Annotated in this window: 22 protein-coding genes; 12 read left to right on the forward strand and 10 right to left on the reverse strand. The window is 64.9% G+C overall.

Annotation, left to right across the window (positions count from 1 at the left end):
* Nucleotides 1–140: 140 nt before the first annotated feature.
* The 8 genes from RBB18_RS14705 (at nt 141) to RBB18_RS14740 (ending at nt 4,961) form a co-directional block, all read left to right on the forward strand.
* Nucleotides 141–800: a 1-acyl-sn-glycerol-3-phosphate acyltransferase gene (locus RBB18_RS14705; protein ID WP_103764759.1), complete on the forward strand. Its 660-nt coding sequence runs from the start codon at nt 141–143 to the stop codon at nt 798–800.
* Nucleotides 797–1,747 (forward strand): phosphatidate cytidylyltransferase, encoded by a 951-nt coding sequence (locus tag RBB18_RS14710; RefSeq protein WP_103764758.1) that lies wholly within the window; start codon nt 797–799, stop codon nt 1,745–1,747. The genes RBB18_RS14705 and RBB18_RS14710 overlap by 4 nt, the downstream gene beginning before the upstream one ends.
* The gene (locus RBB18_RS14715) at nt 1,744–2,112 is read left to right on the forward strand and encodes a hypothetical protein (protein WP_306111102.1); all 369 of its coding nucleotides are present in this window, start codon (nt 1,744–1,746) and stop codon (nt 2,110–2,112) included. Before RBB18_RS14710 ends, RBB18_RS14715 begins: the two co-directional genes overlap by 4 nt.
* Nucleotides 2,109–2,765: a CDP-alcohol phosphatidyltransferase family protein gene (locus RBB18_RS14720; protein ID WP_306111101.1), complete on the forward strand. Its 657-nt coding sequence runs from the start codon at nt 2,109–2,111 to the stop codon at nt 2,763–2,765. The genes RBB18_RS14715 and RBB18_RS14720 overlap by 4 nt, the downstream gene beginning before the upstream one ends.
* A gap of 61 nt (nt 2,766–2,826) precedes the next feature.
* Nucleotides 2,827–3,279, forward strand: a complete 453-nt coding sequence (locus tag RBB18_RS14725) for a DUF3429 domain-containing protein (protein ID WP_274593932.1) — start codon at nt 2,827–2,829, stop codon at nt 3,277–3,279.
* Nucleotides 3,276–3,881 carry a bifunctional 2-polyprenyl-6-hydroxyphenol methylase/3-demethylubiquinol 3-O-methyltransferase UbiG gene (locus RBB18_RS14730; RefSeq protein WP_306111100.1) on the forward strand — a complete coding sequence of 202 codons (606 nt, stop codon included), beginning with the start codon at nt 3,276–3,278 and terminating at the stop codon, nt 3,879–3,881. The genes RBB18_RS14725 and RBB18_RS14730 overlap by 4 nt, the downstream gene beginning before the upstream one ends.
* Complete coding sequence (gene rnhA, locus RBB18_RS14735) at nt 3,874–4,341, forward strand: ribonuclease HI (RefSeq protein ID WP_103764753.1); 468 nt, start codon at nt 3,874–3,876, stop codon at nt 4,339–4,341. The genes RBB18_RS14730 and rnhA overlap by 8 nt, the downstream gene beginning before the upstream one ends.
* Nucleotides 4,338–4,961, forward strand: coding sequence for a trimeric intracellular cation channel family protein (locus RBB18_RS14740; RefSeq protein WP_103764752.1), 624 nt, complete (start codon nt 4,338–4,340; stop codon nt 4,959–4,961). Before rnhA ends, RBB18_RS14740 begins: the two co-directional genes overlap by 4 nt.
* 1 nt (nt 4,962) lies before the next feature.
* Here the strand turns inward: RBB18_RS14740 and RBB18_RS14745 are convergent, their stop codons facing one another.
* The 5 genes from RBB18_RS14745 to def (RBB18_RS14765) all read right to left on the reverse strand — a co-directional run bounded on the left by RBB18_RS14745 (nt 4,963) and on the right by def (RBB18_RS14765) (nt 7,506).
* Nucleotides 4,963–5,202 carry a GlsB/YeaQ/YmgE family stress response membrane protein gene (locus RBB18_RS14745; protein WP_103764751.1) on the reverse strand — a complete coding sequence of 80 codons (240 nt, stop codon included), beginning with the start codon at nt 5,200–5,202 and terminating at the stop codon, nt 4,963–4,965.
* 14 nt (nt 5,203–5,216) lie between these two features.
* Nucleotides 5,217–5,459, reverse strand: a complete 243-nt coding sequence (locus RBB18_RS14750; RefSeq protein ID WP_103764750.1) for a hypothetical protein — start codon at nt 5,457–5,459, stop codon at nt 5,217–5,219.
* Nucleotides 5,460–5,556: 97 nt separating this feature from the next.
* Nucleotides 5,557–6,462 carry a methionyl-tRNA formyltransferase gene (fmt, locus tag RBB18_RS14755; protein WP_306111099.1) on the reverse strand — a complete coding sequence of 302 codons (906 nt, stop codon included), beginning with the start codon at nt 6,460–6,462 and terminating at the stop codon, nt 5,557–5,559.
* A 20-nt stretch (nt 6,463–6,482) separates the two neighbouring features.
* Nucleotides 6,483–6,977, reverse strand: coding sequence for a peptide deformylase (gene def / locus RBB18_RS14760; RefSeq protein WP_103764748.1), 495 nt, complete (start codon nt 6,975–6,977; stop codon nt 6,483–6,485).
* Between the two features lie 4 nt (nt 6,978–6,981).
* On the reverse strand, nt 6,982–7,506 hold the full coding sequence (def, locus tag RBB18_RS14765; RefSeq protein ID WP_103764747.1) for a peptide deformylase: 525 nt from the start codon (nt 7,504–7,506) through the stop codon (nt 6,982–6,984).
* 97 nt (nt 7,507–7,603) lie between these two features.
* On the opposite strand from def (RBB18_RS14765), the gene RBB18_RS14770 reads away from it, so the two are divergent.
* Complete coding sequence (locus RBB18_RS14770) at nt 7,604–8,791, forward strand: MalY/PatB family protein (RefSeq protein ID WP_306111098.1); 1,188 nt, start codon at nt 7,604–7,606, stop codon at nt 8,789–8,791.
* A gap of 105 nt (nt 8,792–8,896) precedes the next feature.
* Here RBB18_RS14770 and RBB18_RS14775 read toward each other — a convergent pair whose 3' ends face one another.
* The 3 genes from RBB18_RS14775 to cbiE form a co-directional block, all read right to left on the reverse strand.
* Nucleotides 8,897–9,247 (reverse strand): hypothetical protein, encoded by a 351-nt coding sequence (locus RBB18_RS14775; protein ID WP_103764745.1) that lies wholly within the window; start codon nt 9,245–9,247, stop codon nt 8,897–8,899.
* 101 nt (nt 9,248–9,348) lie between these two features.
* The gene (locus tag RBB18_RS14780) at nt 9,349–9,879 is read right to left on the reverse strand and encodes a DUF6882 domain-containing protein (RefSeq protein ID WP_306111097.1); all 531 of its coding nucleotides are present in this window, start codon (nt 9,877–9,879) and stop codon (nt 9,349–9,351) included.
* A gap of 74 nt (nt 9,880–9,953) precedes the next feature.
* Entirely contained in the window at nt 9,954–11,156 is a 1,203-nt protein-coding gene (cbiE, locus tag RBB18_RS14785; RefSeq protein WP_274593936.1) for a precorrin-6y C5,15-methyltransferase (decarboxylating) subunit CbiE, read from the reverse strand.
* 214 nt (nt 11,157–11,370) lie between these two features.
* Between cbiE and RBB18_RS14790 the strand changes: the two genes are divergently transcribed.
* Nucleotides 11,371–12,345 carry a glutathione S-transferase family protein gene (locus RBB18_RS14790; protein WP_306111096.1) on the forward strand — a complete coding sequence of 325 codons (975 nt, stop codon included), beginning with the start codon at nt 11,371–11,373 and terminating at the stop codon, nt 12,343–12,345.
* Nucleotides 12,346–12,354: 9 nt separating this feature from the next.
* Here the strand turns inward: RBB18_RS14790 and RBB18_RS14795 are convergent, their stop codons facing one another.
* A complete protein-coding gene (locus RBB18_RS14795; RefSeq protein ID WP_306111095.1) occupies nt 12,355–13,935 on the reverse strand; it encodes a methyl-accepting chemotaxis protein in 1,581 nt (526 codons plus the stop codon).
* Nucleotides 13,936–13,945: 10 nt separating this feature from the next.
* The gene (locus RBB18_RS14800; RefSeq protein ID WP_306111094.1) at nt 13,946–14,203 is read right to left on the reverse strand and encodes a hypothetical protein; all 258 of its coding nucleotides are present in this window, start codon (nt 14,201–14,203) and stop codon (nt 13,946–13,948) included.
* A 279-nt stretch (nt 14,204–14,482) separates the two neighbouring features.
* On the opposite strand from RBB18_RS14800, the gene rpmB reads away from it, so the two are divergent.
* Both rpmB and RBB18_RS14810 read left to right on the forward strand, forming a co-directional pair.
* Nucleotides 14,483–14,773, forward strand: coding sequence for a 50S ribosomal protein L28 (rpmB, locus tag RBB18_RS14805; protein WP_103764807.1), 291 nt, complete (start codon nt 14,483–14,485; stop codon nt 14,771–14,773).
* 180 nt (nt 14,774–14,953) lie between these two features.
* The gene (locus RBB18_RS14810; protein WP_274593940.1) at nt 14,954–15,577 is read left to right on the forward strand and encodes a YdeI family protein; all 624 of its coding nucleotides are present in this window, start codon (nt 14,954–14,956) and stop codon (nt 15,575–15,577) included.
* Nucleotides 15,578–15,610: the final 33 nt, after the last annotated feature.

A 15,610-nucleotide genomic window follows, 5' to 3' on the forward strand; every position in this document is an offset into this window, starting at 1 on the left:
CGCCACTCGAAACGAAGCAAAGGCACCACCCGCGCGACCCGTCCCGGGCCTGACCCGGAACCTCTCTCTGCGAGTCAGGTTTTCCTGTCTTTTCAAATTCCACCGTGACTGTAGGCTCTCCCGAAAGACGGGAACTCAACTTGACACGCGACATCCTTGCCCGGCTCACCGGCAGCGCCATCACCACCTTCGCGCGGCTCATCACCGCCGTTCGTGCCATCTGGGACGGCTCAGATCCCGAACCGGTCCAGCGGGTCTATTTCGCCAACCACACCTCCAACGGCGATTTCATCCTGATCTGGACGGTCCTGCCGCCCAACCTGCGGCGCCGGACGCGCCCGGTGGCCGGGGCCGATTACTGGCTCAAATCCCCGCTCAAGACATTCATCGGCCGCGATGTCTTCAACGCGGTCCTGATCGACCGCGACACCGAGACCCGCACCCAGGACCCGATAAAGCTCATCCTCGACGGGCTTGATGCCGGCGCCTCGCTTATCCTCTTCCCCGAGGGCACCCGGAACACCACGGACAAGCCTCTTCTGCCGTTCAAAAGCGGGCTCTACAACATCTCCGATGCCCGCCCCGAGGTGGATCTGGTGCCGGTCTGGATCGACAATCTCAACGACGTCATGCCCAAGGGCAAGCTGGTGCCGATCCCGCTTCTGTGCACCGTCACCTTTGGCGCACCGATCCGCGTCGAACCCGGCGAGGACCGCAAGGATTTCCTCAATCGGGCCGAAACCGCCCTGCAGGCGCTTGCCCCAGCCGACGACAGTCCGGCAGAGAAGGCCACAGCATGACCGACACGCACGCGGATTTTCTCACCCTGCTGGCCGGTATCATCGGCGTCCTCATCGTCGCCAGCGGCATCGGCTACGTGCTCAAGCAGCGCGTCGCACCGGATGGCTCCAACGCGACGATCGAAAACCTCAATGCCCGCATCATCGCCTGGTGGGGCATGACGGCGTTTCTCGCCGTGGCGTTCCTCGCCGGGCGCGGCGGCGTCATCGCGCTTTTCGCCTTCACCTCCTTCGCGGCCCTGCGCGAATTCGTGACGCTGACAACCCGCCGCGCGTCCGATCACTGGGCCATCGCCTGCGCCTTCTTCGTGATCCTTCCCCTGCAATACTGGCTCATCTGGTACGAATGGTACGGCATGTGGTCGCTCTTGATCCCGGTCTATGCCTTCCTCATCCTGCCCATCATCGCGGTGCTGCAAGGCGACAGCCGCAACTTCCTCGTCCGCATCTCACAGATGCAATGGGCCCTGATGATCTGCGTTTTCTGCGCCAGCCACGTGCCCGCGCTCCTCTTCCTCGAAATCCCCGGCTTCGAGGCCCGCAACGTCCTGCTGATCGCCTTCCTCATCGTCGTGGTCCAGCTGTCGGACGTGCTGCAATACACGTGGGGCAAGCTTTTCGGACGCCACCCGGTCGCGCCCTCGCTCTCGCCGTCGAAGACATGGGAAGGACTGATCGGCGGCGTCGCCTCGGCCACGCTGATCGGCACGGCGCTGTTCTGGATCACGCCCTTCACCCCGCTTCAGGCCGCCGGCATGTCGCTCGTCATCACACTCGCGGGCTTTTTCGGCGGGCTGGTGATGTCCGCGATCAAGCGCGACCGGGGCGTCAAGGACTGGGGCCACATGATCGCAGGCCACGGCGGCTTCATCGACCGGCTCGATTCGGTGGTGTTCTCGGCCCCGCTCTTCTTCCACCTGACGCGGTATTACTGGTCGCTCACATGAGCCTCTTGCGCTCGAACCTCGTGCATATGGCCGGTGGCTTCGTCCTGATGGGCGGCTGGGCGGTCCTTGCCAACGCGGGCCACCCGATGCCGGCGCCGGTGATCGCCGGCATCGTTCAGGGCGCACTGTCCGCCGGCATCACGCTGGTGCTGAAATCGGTGATCGAACGCCTGCTGCCGCGCATCTCCGGAACCCCCGGCCTGATTCTGCCGCCGCTCGCCTGTGCCGCGGTGTCGATCACGGTGCTGTTCCTCGTGCATCGCACCGTCGGCACACCGGAAATCGCGGCGACCCTCGCCCTGCCCGTCACCGTCGCCATCTGTTACGCCGCACTCTACAATTACCGCCTGAGGCACGCCCCATGACCGACACCCGCCGCCCCCTGAACAGCCGAGACACCGGCTGGGCCCGCCGCATCGCGCGCTGGCTCAGCCGCACGTCGCTCACACCCAACCGCATCAGCCAGGGCTCGATCCTCTTCTCGGCCCTCGCCTGCCTCGCGTTCTGGGCCTCCGCGCACACCGGCACGACCGCCACCATCGTCCTGCTGCTGATTGCCGCGCTCGGCTGTCAGGTGCGCCTGCTCTGCAATCTTTTCGACGGCATGGTCGCCGTCGAAGGCGGCAAGTCCGAACCCGACGGCCCCTTCTGGAACGAGGCCCCCGACCGCGCCGCCGATCTGCTGATCCTGACCGGCGCGGGGCTGGCCACCGGACAACTCGCGCTCGGCCTGCTGGCCGGAGCATTGGCCATCGCCACCGCCTATATCCGCGAACTGGGCCGGGCCGAGGGGCTGGGCCCGGATTTCTCGGGCCCCTTCGCCAAACCGCAGCGCATGGCCGCGATCACCGCCGGCGCAGTCCTGACCGCGATCGAACTGGCGCTATTCGACACGCGCTACGCCTTGCTTGTCGCGCTGATCGTGACCGCTCTCGGCACGGGCACCACCGCCCTCGCCCGCTCCGCCCGCATGATCCGCGCCATGAAACACCAGGCGCGCGACATGTCTGACACTTGATCCCGCCGGGGCGGCCTTCTAAACCAATTCCGACGCTTGCAGCCAAGGACCGCCCCGCCCCGTGAACGAGATTCCCCGCACACCCCTGATCCTTGCACTGGCCGGCCTGCTGCCGTTCCTGTGGAGCGCCGCGACCGTGCTCTGGCCCGATCTGGCGATCTGGACCCAGCGCGTGGTCGGGCCGCGCTTCGTCGGGCCTTACGTGGGGCTGTTCTACGGCGCGGTGATCCTCAGCTTCATGTCCGGCGTGCTCTGGGGGTTCGCCACGCGCATGACCGGCCCTTCGGCCACCACCGGCTACGTGCTCTCGGTCATTCCCGCGCTCTGGGTGTTCTTCACCCAAGGCGGCGGCGCCTACAAGGCCGGGATCATGCTGATCGTCGGCTTCGCCGGTATCCTCGCGCTCGACTGGCTGTTCTGGCGCGACGGGGTGACGCCGAACTGGTGGATGCGCCTGCGCCTGATCATCACCGCCGTTGTCGTGCTCTGCCTCGTGATCGGCCTCACGCAATGAGCCATGACGACGAGACCATCCGGGTCTACGGGTCCGAGGCCGCGCGCTATGCCGACATGACGAAGAATGCGGGCAAGGACCCGGCGCTGCGTCTCTTTCTCGACCATCTCGCCCCCGGCAGCCGCATTCTCGATCTCGGCTGCGGCCCCGGCATCGCCTCGGGCATCATGGCGTCCGAGGGACACGCGGTCATCGCCACCGACGCCACGCCGGAAATGGTCGCCCTCGCCGAGGCGCGACCGGGCGTCACCGCCCGGCGCGCCACTTTCGACGAGATCGACGAGGTCGCGGCCTATGACGCGGTCTGGGCCAATTTCTCGCTCCTGCACGCGCCCCGCGCCGACCTGCCCCGGTATATTGCGGCACTGGCGACCGCGCTGAAACCCGGCGGGCTGCTGCATATCGGCATGAAAACCGGCACCGGCGAACATCGCGACACGCTCGGACGGCTCTATACCTATGTCACCGAGGCCGAGCTTTCCGACCTTCTGACCGCGGCGGGCCTGCACCCGTTCAAGACGCGCACCGGCGCCGACAAAGGCCTTGATGGCAGTCTGGCCGAGTGGGTGACCCTCCTTGCAAGAAAGCCCGCTGATGACTGAGCTTTTCGCCTATACCGATGGCGCCTGTTCCGGCAATCCCGGCCCCGGCGGCTGGGGGGCGCTGCTCCAGGCCAAGGACGGCGACGACATCGTCAAGGAACGCGAACTCAGCGGCGGCGAGGCCGAGACCACGAACAACCGGATGGAATTGCTGGCGGCCATCACCGCGCTCGAGACGCTGTCAAAGCCCACGCAGATCACCATCGTCACCGACAGCGCCTATGTGAAGAACGGCGTCACCGGCTGGATTCACGGCTGGAAGCGGAACGGCTGGAAAACCTCGAACAAGAAGCCGGTCAAGAATGTCGATCTGTGGCAAAGGCTCGACGCCGCGGCCAACCGCCATGACGTGACCTGGGAATGGGTCAAGGGCCATGCCGGCCACCCGGAAAACGAACGCGCCGACGAACTCGCCCGCGCCGGCATGGCCCCCTTCAAGCCCGGCAAAGCCAAGTCATGACGGCGCTTTTCCTGCTGGACCACGCCTCGGTTCTGATCTTCGCGCTGACCGGGGCGCTGGTGGCGTCACGCGCGCAGCTCGACGTGGTGGGCTTCGCCTTCATCGCCTGCCTGACGGCGGTGGGCGGCGGCACCGTTCGCGATGTGCTTCTTGATCGCAACCCGGTCTTCTGGATCGCCAACCCCAGCTTCATCGCCACGGCCTGCGCCGCCGCGATCCTGATTTTCTTCACTGCGCATCTGTTCGAGAGCCGGTACCGCCTCCTGCTCTGGCTCGACAGCCTTGCGCTGGCCGTGGCGGTCCCGGCAGGCGTGGCCACTGCACTGGCCATGGCGCAACCGCTGCCCATCGTGGTGATCATGGGCATGGTCACAGGCTGCCTCGGCGGGTTGATGCGCGACGTTGTGTGCAACGAGCTGCCTCTGGTGTTGAAGCAAGGCGAACTCTACGTCACCGCCGCCTTCGCAGGGTCGCTGGCCGCCGTGGCGGTATCGCTGATCACGCGGCAGGAGATCTTTATCCTGATCGCCTGCGCCGGCGTCACCTGGGCCTTGCGCGCGGGGTCATTGGCTTTCGGCTGGCGCCTTCCGGTCTACCGCTCGCGCCCGCCGCGGGCGTAAGCTATTTCCGCGCCTTGTACGCCTGGTAGCCCCAGATCAGCACGAGCGCCCCCAGCACCGCGCCAATGATACCGCCCAGCAGGCCAAGGAAGGCCAGGATACCTTGCAGGATCAGCCCACCCAGCAGCGCCCCGGCCACACCAATGCCGATCGTCACCAGCGGGTCGGCGTCGATGCGCATGATCCGTGTCGCAAGATAGCCCGCAACGGCCCCGATGACGATGAGATAGATCAGTCCCATGCTGCGCCTCCCTCTCAGCGGCCTCTACGCCAGTGCGTCGGAATTATGATCAGCGCCCCGATGGACGAGATGATCGCATCCACCCCCGGCGCACCGAAACGAAAGCCGAACATGATGCGGATGAAGTAGAACAAAAAGGCCCCACCGACGCAGATGATGATCGATTGCAGGATCCCGTTGCGGGTGAAGCCGGATTTCTCGCTGAGATAGCCGACGATCCCGGCGATCACCACGGTGCCGAACAGTTGCAGATACATGAGACCTCGTTGCTCTGGTTGGCGCGATGCTGGCCTGTTTCCGGACCGGACGCAAGCGCGGGTCACTGGGATATTCTTGGCCAGAGGAAAAGGAGGGTCAAAGGCGGGTTCCCTTGGGGAGCGCCATGCCGCGCAGGAAGTCCTCCGTCCCCTGCGGCCCACGTCCGGCCTTTTGCAGTCGCAGGACTTTCACCGCGCCGCTGCCACACGCGATGGTCAGCGCGTCGTCGAGCACCTCGCCGGGCGTTCCGCTGCCCGCGCCAATTTGCGAGGCAAGGAACTTGATCCGCGTGCCCTCGTGGTCGATCCACGCGCCAGGAAAGGGTGAAAGGCCACGGATCTGGCGGTCGACAGCTTCAGCAGGACGGGTCCAGTCGATCCGCGCCTCCGCCTTGTCGATCTTGTCGGCATAGGTGACGCCGTCCTCCGGCTGCGGCTCGGGCGTCAGCGTATCGAGCTGTGCCAGAGCCTCGGTAATCGCCTCCGCACCCAAACGCGACAGGCGATCATGCAGCGCCCCGGTTGTCTCCTCCGCGCCGATCGGTGTCTCGCGACGCAACAGCACCGGCCCGGTGTCCAGACCCGCCTCCATCTGCATGATGCAGACGCCGGTTCTTTCATCTCCCGCCATGATCGCGCGGTGGATCGGCGCCGCCCCGCGCCAGCGCGGCAGCAGGCTGGCGTGGATATTCAGGCAGCCTTGTTTCGGCGCGTCCAGAATGGCTTGCGGCAGGATCAGCCCATAGGCGACCACCACCGCCGCGTCGGCGTTCAGTGCGGCAAAATCCGCCTGCTCGGCCTCGCCTTTCAGACTGACGGGATGGCGCACGGCCAGACCCAGCGCCTCGGCCCGCGCCTGGACCGGGCTGGGGCGGTCCTTCTTGCCGCGCCCTGCCGGGCGGGGCGGCTGGCAATAGACCGCCGCGATCTCGTGCCCGGCATCCACCAGCGCGTCCAGCACCGGCACCGAAAAATCGGGCGTTCCCATGAAGATCAGGCGCACGACACTCTCCTGCTGGCGCCTCAGCGCTGTTTGCGGGCGCGGCGCAGCAGCATGTCGCGCTTCACCTTGCTCAATCGGTCGAAATACATGCGCCCGTTCAGATGATCGACCTGGTGTTGCACGCTGGTCGCCCAAAGCCCGACGAAATCCCGCTCCTCGACCTCACCTTCAGCGTTCAGGAACCGCACCGTCACGGCGCGCGGGCGACTGATCCTGGCATGCACGCCGGGCAGGTTCGGGCTGGCCTCGTCATGCTCGCGCATCTGGGCGCTGGCGTGCAGGATCTCGGGGTTCGCCAAGCGCACCGCCTGACCGCGCGCATCGCTGGCATCGACCACGGCCAGCCGCTTCATCACGCCGATCTGCACGGCGGCCAGCCCCACGCCCGGCATCGCGTCCATCGTCTCGATCATGTCGTCCCAGATCGCGCGCTCGGCATCGGTGACCGCAGCGACCGGCGCCGCGGGCGTGCGCAACCGCTTGTCCGGCCAGGGCACGAAGGGGCGCACGGCCACGCGGCTAGCCCCGCGCCTTTTCGCGCTTCAGCTTCTGCATTTTACGCGTGATCAGCTGGCGTTTCATCGGGCCCAGGTAGTCGATGAACAGCTTGCCGTTCAGGTGGTCGATCTCGTGCTGCACGCAAGTAGCCCACAGCCCGTCGAACGTGTCGGACTGTTCGTTCCCGTCCCGGTCGATCCACGTCACGTCCACCACCTTTGGCCGCGTCACCTCGGCGAACTGGTCGGGGATCGACAGGCAGCCTTCCTCGTAGACGTTCGTCTCGTCCGACGACGCCACCACCTCGGGGTTGAACATCACCAGCGGACGCGGCGGCTCGCCGGCCTCCTCGTCCTTGGCGCAATCCAGCACGATCAGCCGGTCCATCACGCCGATCTGCGGCGCGGCGAGGCCAATGCCAGGCGCGTCATACATCGTCTCCAGCATGTCGTCGGCCAGCGCGCGCAATTCGTCGCTCAGGTCGGATACCGGGTCGCACACCTTTTTCAGGCGCGGGTCGGGATGGATCAGGATCGGTCGCAGCATGGGCGTCCATTTAGGCGATAGATCAGCGCGGCGCAACGCCCTTGCACCTGCGGCACTTTCCGCTAGCTTCCCGCCCGAGGCACAACCGGAGGACACCATGACCATCCATCCCGATTTCGACCGTCTTATCGACCGGCGCGGTACCAACTGCGCGAAATGGGATGCGATGCAAAAAGCCTACGGAGTCGATCCCGTGGATGGCATTCCGATGTGGGTGGCCGACATGGATTTCTCCGCCGCCGACGTGCTGCAAGAGGCGGTGCAGCAGCTTCTGGAGAAGGCCAATTACGGCTATTTCACCGGCGAGGCCGAAATGAAGACGGCCGTGGCCTGGTGGATGGAGACGCGCCACGGCTGGTCCCCCGACCCGCGCCACATGTTTTCCACCGCCGGTCTCGGCAATGCGATCGCGCTCTGTTTGCAGACCTACAGCGATCCGGGCGACGAGATCATCATCTTCACGCCGGTTTATCACGAGTTTACCAACAAGATCGTGAACGCGGGCCGCACGGTCAAGGAAAGCCCGCTTCTTCGCGACGCGGACGGCATGTATCGCATGGATCTTGAAACGCTCGAAACGGCGATGAAGGGACGCGAAAAGATCGTGCTGTTCTGCTCGCCGCACAACCCGGCGGGCCGTGTCTGGTCCGTCGAGGAGCAACAGGCGCTCGCGGCCTTCTGTATCAAGCACGACCTGATCCTGATGTCGGACGAAATCCACCATGACCTTGTGTTTCCCGGCGCCACGCATGTGCCGATGCCGATCGCCGCGCCAGAGATCATTGAGCGGCTGATCATGCTCACCTCGTCGTCCAAGACCTTCAACACTGCCGGGTCGCGGCTTGGCACCGTCACGATCCCGGGCGCCGATCTGCGCGCGCGCTTCGCCGATGCCCTCAAAGCGCTGAACCTGTCGCCCAATCTGCTGGGCTACGTCCTGACACGCGCCGCCTACACCCAGCGGGGCGCTGACTGGGTCGATGCCCTGGTGGGCTACCTCGACCGGAACCGCGTCACGTTTCTCGAGGCGATACGGCAAATTCCCGGCCTGCGCGCGATGCCGATGCAGGCGACGTACCTGGCATGGGTCGATTTCACCGATACCGGCATGGACATGAGCGAGGTGCTGCGCCGGGTCAAATCAGACGCGCGTATCGCGCCGTCCGTCGGCGCCGAGTTCGGCAGCGGGGGCGAAAGCTTCCTGCGTTTCAACATCGCCACGCCGCGTGCGCGTCTGTCGGAGGCGGCAGCACGGCTGCAGGACGCGTTCTCGGACTTGCAGTAGGGTCGCCCTCGGGGATTTCGCATTGCGCGCAGCTCAATGCGATTGATACGAGGGGCCAGCCCCTCGCGCTCCCCGGGATATTTTCGGCCAGAGGAAAAGGCCGGATCAGCCTTCCGCGATCAGCGCCACCGGCGCGTCATCGGGGCGTTCGAAATCCACCGGCTGCTCGCCCGTAGCCTCGTTGACGACCTTCAGCTCAAACCGGATCTCGCGTCCGTCCTCTTCGGACGCCACGATAAGGCACCGCTTGAGGTGCCGCGCCCCATCGTAAAGGTCCACCAACCCGCGCAGATGCGGCGCCGCCCCGGCAGGCAGGGCAAAACCGTCATTCCAAGCCCGCAGAACGGCGTGCGATTGCGCCCCGGCCTCGACCCTCAAACGGTTGCTTTTCTGCCAGCCACGCATCCGCGCTTCTTCGAGGCCCGCAAGGATCTCCGGGGAAAGAAAAGTCGTCATGGCCAGCACCTGTGCAAAGAATCGTCCCGATAGAATGTAGGGCTAAACCATGACAGTCACGTGAAAATTTCGCCGCATTGCCGCAATGCAGTTGCGGCGCACTACGCCTCCAGAAGTCCGGTCAGCTGATCGCCCAGATAATAGCAGACAGCCACCTGCCCGCCTGCGCCATGCGGCCCCATGAAAACCCCGTCTGCATCCGAGATGTAGGCGCAGATCGCCTGGAACTCCGCCAGCCGCGCCGCGTCCACCGGCCCGCCCCGGCTCAGCAGGTCCTCGATCTCCTGCCGCTCCCCGAATTGCTGTACCGCCCAGGCCGCCTGCTGCATCGGCAGGGGCACGTCCGGATGACCCCAGGCCCACATCCAACTGCCATCGTCGGAATAGGTGCCGATCACCTGCGCCTGCGCCGCGGTCTCCTGCCCGCCATCGGGGAAGAAAACGATCCGGCCTTTCTTCAGGTTCAGTCGAAACGCGCTCGATCCGTCCCGCGGCGGTGTGAAACGGCCACCGGCCATGCGGGTCTTCAGGAAAAAGCCCGCGTTGACCGCGAGTTGCCGATAGCTCTCCGGCAATTGCGTCGCTCCGGCATCGGCCTGGCGACCGGCGAATTCCAACAGGATCTCGTTCATTCTCTCGTTCCTTTCGGGATGGCGGGTGGGGCGGCGTTGCGCCGCAGCGCAACCAGCGTCACCTGCCATCGTGGTTAACGCTTCACCATGCTCCATTGCATGACCGTCTCCAGTGCGCGCCATCGGATCTCGCCCTCCACCGGCTCGGCCCGCTCGACCGACAGTCTGACAAGATCTCCGCCATGTGCACCATGGAGATCCGACAGCACAGCTTCGGTTTCCGGCGTGTCCGCATTCGCCACCAACCGCCCCAGCGGACGCAGCCGCGACCACGCCGCGTCGAACACCTCGCGGCTCATCCCTCCGCCGATGTACACGGCGTCCGGCGCGGGCAGTCCCTCGAACGCGGCCGGCGCGCTGCCATCGACAAGGTCGAGCTTCGGAACGCCAAGCGCCAGCGCGTTCGCCGCGGCCATCGCCCGCCGGTCGGCCCGTGGCTCGACCCCGATGGCCCGGGCATAGCGCGCGCCGCGCATCCATTCCACGGCGACCGAGCCGCATCCGGTCCCGATATCCCACAGGACCGCGCCGCGCATGGGCATCAGTCTGGCCAGCGTCACGGCACGTACCTCGCTCGGGGTCACTGTGCCGTCATGCTCGAACAACTCGTCCGACAACCCGGGCACGCGCGGCAATAGTGCTGCGTCCGGCGCGGCCACGCAGTCCACCGCCAAGGTGTTGAACGCGGGCACTACGTGATCCCACGTTTCCGCCATGCCATCAAAGCGCATTTCCTGCGCGCCGCCCATCGCGGCAAGCACCGTCATGCGGGACGCGCCGAACCCCCGCTCGGTCAGAAACCGAGCGATCCGGCCCGGTGTGCCAGCGCCTGTGGCCAGGATGATCAACCGCGCCTCCGGCTGGATAAAGGCAATCATCTGTTCCACCGGACGGCCATGCACGGTCAGCGTTTCCACGTCCGGCAAGCTCCAGCCCATCCGGGCGGCAGCCAGTTGAAATGCGCTCACCTGCGGATGATAGGTGATGTCTGCAGGATCGAGAACGCGCCCGATCCGGGCCCCTATGGAAAACCACAGGGGGTCCCCCGCCGCCAGCACCACCACACGCCGCCCGCGCAGGCTGCGCAACAGCGCGATCAGGTCGTCGAACGCCTCGGGCCACGCCAGGCGCTCGGCCTCGCCCGCGCCCTTCAATGCCGGATGACGGTCGCCGCCGATGATGAATTCGGCGGACTCGACCACGGCCCGAGTCGCGGGCAAGAGGCCTTCCATGCCGTCCTCGCCGATGCCTACGACATGCAACCAGGCTGTTTCCATCGCTCGTCCCTCCCTGGCGCGAGGGCCTCGCCGGGCGCTACTCCACCTGTCGCGAAGACACCTACAGCAGGCGTCACGAACGGGCAAACCAAAGCGGGCACATGGTGCCATTGCGTCGCCCTTGTGTGTGCCTGCACAGCCTCTGCGCGGCGATTGGTCCTGCCCGAAACCATCTGTGCCGCTATGTGTTGACCCAAGGACAAAGGAGGCTCCGATGGGCGAACTGATAGACGGCACCTGGCACACCGGCTGGTACGACACCAAGAAACACAGCGGCGCTTTCAAACGCGAAACGTCGAAATTCCGCAACTGGATCACCTCCGACGGCAGCCCCGGTCCGAGCGGCGAAGGCGGTTTCAAGGCCGAGCCAGGTCGCTATCACCTTTATGTTTCGCTGGCATGCCCCTGGGCGCACCGCGCGCTGATCTTCCGCCGCCTGAAGGCGCTGGCGGACCTGATCGACGTTTCCGTCGTGCATCCCGACATGCTGTCGGATGGCTGGACCTTCGACTCCGAGTACCCCGGCGCGACGGGTGACAAGCTGTTCGGACTCCCCTTTGCGCGCGACCTGTATATCCGCGCGGACCCGAACACGACCGGCCACGTCACTGTCCCGATCCTGTGGGACATGCAGCGCGAAACCATCGTGTCGAACGAAAGCGCCGAGATCATCCGCATGTTCAACACCGCCTTCAACGACATCACCGGCAATACCGACGACTACTATCCCGAGGACCTGCGCGGCGAGATCGACCCGATCAATGAGCGCGTCTACAACACCGTGAACAATGGCGTCTACAAGGCCGGGTTCGCAACCACCCAAGACGCCTATGACGATGCGGTCACACCGCTTTTCGAGTCGCTGGACTGGCTTGAAAACCTGCTGTCAAAGCGGCGCTATCTTGCCGGCGATCGGGTGACCGAAGCCGATTGGCGGCTGTTCACCACGCTCATCCGCTTCGACAAAGTCTATCACGGGCATTTCAAATGCAATCGGGCCCGGATCGTGGACTATCCCAACCTTTGGGGTTTCCTGCGGGAACTCTATCAATGGCCCGAGGTGTCGATGACCGTGAATTTCGACCACATCACCCGGCACTACCATTACAGTCATGACAGCGTGAACCCGCACCGCATCATCCCTATCGGCCCCGATCTCGACCTCACCGCGCCCCACGGGCGCGGCTGACAAGGCCGGTCAGGCGGCGCGCCAGTCACCGGCGTCTGGCTCCGTACCGGCGTTGGCACCTGCTGCGCCTTTGGATTTGCGCCCCTTCAGGCGGAACGCTGTCACCATTCCATGCAGGGTTTCGGCTTCCTTTTTGAGCGAAGTCGAGGCTGCTGACGATTCCTCGACCATCGCGGCGTTCTGCTGCGTGACCTGGTCAAGCTGCGCGACGCTGGTGTTCAGTTCCGAAAGGCTGGTCGACTGTTCGTTCGCACCATTGGCAATATCGCCGATCAGGTCCGCGATGTTCCCGACGCGCGTGACGATGTCGGTCAGCGCGTCGCCCGCGCTGTTGACCAATGACACGCCATTCTCCACATGCGCGCCACCCGCCCCAATCAAGCTCTTGATTTCGCGTGCCGATTCCGCACTACGCTGCGCCAGTGCCCGGACCTCGGAGGCGACGACTGCGAAACCGCGTCCCGCATCGCCCGCACGCGCCGCCTCTACCCCGGCGTTCAACGCCAGAAGATTGGTCTGGAAAGCGATGTCGTCGATCACGCCGATGATCTGATTGATTTCGTCCGACGACTTCTTGATCTCGGACATTGCCCCTATCGCGTCACGCACGACGTCTCCACTGGTCTCGGCCTTGCCGCGGGTCTGTTGTACGACCTCCTTGACGCGCGTGGTGCCCTCGGCGGCCGATCGCACGCTGGATGTCATCTCTTCAAGCGCCGCGGCTGTTTCCTCCAGCGTGGCAGCCTGACCTTCCGTCCGTCGGGACAAGTCCAGCGACCCGACGCTCAGTTCTTCGGCGCGCAGATGAATCTCCGTCGCATTCTCGGCGACCGCGCCGATCAGGTCGCGCAGGCTCCTGACCGTGGTGTTGAAGTCCTCTCGCAGGCTTTCATACTCGGGCGGGAACGGATCTTCGATCGTCTCGCTCAGGTCGCCGGCCGCAAGCGTGTTAAGCTGATCGCGCAGCACACCCACGAGGTCCCGCGCCTCCTGGCCCGCCCGCTGCGCCGCCTTCCGCGCGGTGTCCGCCTCTTCGGTCAGCCGCAATGCCTCGCTGCGCTGCTCGATCATCGTCGCGCGACGCCGTTTCGCGTCCAGCATCGACAGGGACAGGATGCCGCCCTCGATAACGACGATCGTACCGTGGATGGCCGTGCGCATCACGTTGCTCAGAAGGTCCGCCGCAGGATAGACCATCGCCGGCAGCGCCAGCGTCAGGCCAAGGTGGTGCACAGCCGTCAGGCCGCAGGCCATGATCAACACCCGGATACTGCCCATGGTGGAAACCACCGCCAGCACGGCAAAGAACATCATATGGGTGTCGATCTGCCACGGGTGCCCTGACAGCGCCGCCGTCAGCAGGGCCGATTGCCCCACGAGTCCTGCTGCCAGTATTCCGCGCGTCAGTCTGCTGCGCCCCCGATGCGCCAGCAGGCCCGCTCCGGCGAAACCAAGCGACAGAAGCATGAGCGGCAGGGCGGCATTGCCGACGACCCATGCAGCCGCCGCCGGTAGCGGCATCATCAGCAGCAGCATAAGTGCCGCGAATTTCATGCGCTTCTCATCGTCGTCGCTACCGTACTCTGTCATGTCAGGCTCCCTAGAAACCACAAATTGACGCCAGCGCCGTCGCGTCGAGAACTGCCCACGCGCCGCCCGCGACCGCGTCCTCCGGCCTCTCCAGCACGGCAAGCCGCGCCAATGGCGCCACCACCAGCCCGATTTCCCGGCCTCCGGCCGCCGCGATGATCCGGCCCGGGTCCGCGCCCCATGGCGGCACAAGTACCAGCGCCGGCCGCCCCGCCTTTGCAGGGCCGGACATCATCAATGTCACGGGCAGCGTCGCAAGAAGCTGCACGGCGAGAAACCCTGCAAGGCAGGAATCGATGGCAAATGACCGTCGCATATCCCGGGTTTTAGAGGTAGAAACCCTAACAGCAGGTTTAGCCGGCCGGAAAAACCGGCCGCGCATCTGCATGGGGTAACGCAGGCCTGCAAAAAGCGCGCCCGAATCCCTTGACGGCCTGTCCCAATGGCCGTAGATACGCGCAACGGAATTCAGGGCGCTGCCTATGGCGGTGCCCCTTTGCATTGAGTGGGTCCGCCCGTGCGGCCCGACAAACACGAGGATGAACCCATGTCGCGCCGCTGCGAACTGACCGGAAAAGGCCCGATGGTTGGCAACAACTCCAGCCACGCCAACAACAAGACCAAGCGTCGCTACCTGCCCAACCTGAACGACGTGACCCTGCAATCCGAAACGCTGGGCCGCGGCATCAAGCTGCGCATCACCGCCGCTGCCCTGCGCAGCGTCGACCACCGCGGCGGGCTGGACCGCTTCCTGGCCAAGGCCAAGGACACCGAACTTTCGGACCGCGTGCTCAAGGTCAAGAAAGAGATCGCCAAGGCGCAGGCCGCTAGCGCCTGATCGCCACTCGGCATCCAAAGAGACGAAGGCCCTGCCATTTGGCGGGGCTTTTCTTTTGCGGCCGTCTCTCCGCTTCATGAGCGAAGGCCGGCTTCGAGCCCAAACTCGCACCGAGGGCGGGCGCAGCGAATGGTGGCTTCTAAAAGTGCGCAGGACGACGCAGCGTGGTATACTTGCCGAATGATGATCTCGGATATCGAGGACTATTTTTTAAAAGGATGCGGCCGGTGCGAGCGATTCGGCTCATCCAACTGCTCGACGAAGGTTTGGGAGAAGGGACTGGCGAAGCTGCGGGACATCTGCCTATCTGCCGATCTGAAAGAGACGGTCAAATGGGGCCACCCCTGCTATATGCATGCGGATCGCAACATCGTCATCATCGGCGCGTTTCGGGAGAATTTTCGGCTCAGCTTCTTCAACGCCGCGCTGATGCAAGACAGCGAGGGCGTGCTTGAAAAGCAGGGACCGAACACTCGACACGCAGACATGATCCGCTTCACCTCGAACGACGGCCCTGCAAAGCAAGAGAATGTGATCCTCGCCTATCTGGACGAGGCGAAGGCCTATGCTGATGAAGGAAAGAAGCCTTCCAAGACCGAGCACGAACTCGACCTGCCAGAGGAGCTTGTCGAGGCCCTCGATGCGGACCCTGAACTTTCGGAAGCATTCCACGGGCTGACGCCGGGTCGGCAGCGCAGCTATGTCATCAATCTTAATGGCGCAAAGAAGTCACAAACTCGAGTGAACCGGATCGAGAAGTTCCGAGAGAAGATCATCGACGGGAAAGGGGCCAACGAGCGGTAACGCAGACGTTTGGCAAATGGCAGCTCAGTCCAC

The sequence above is a fragment of the Roseovarius sp. MMSF_3298 genome, assembly GCF_030733705.1.
GTDB classification, from domain to species: domain Bacteria; phylum Pseudomonadota; class Alphaproteobacteria; order Rhodobacterales; family Rhodobacteraceae; genus Roseovarius; species Roseovarius confluentis.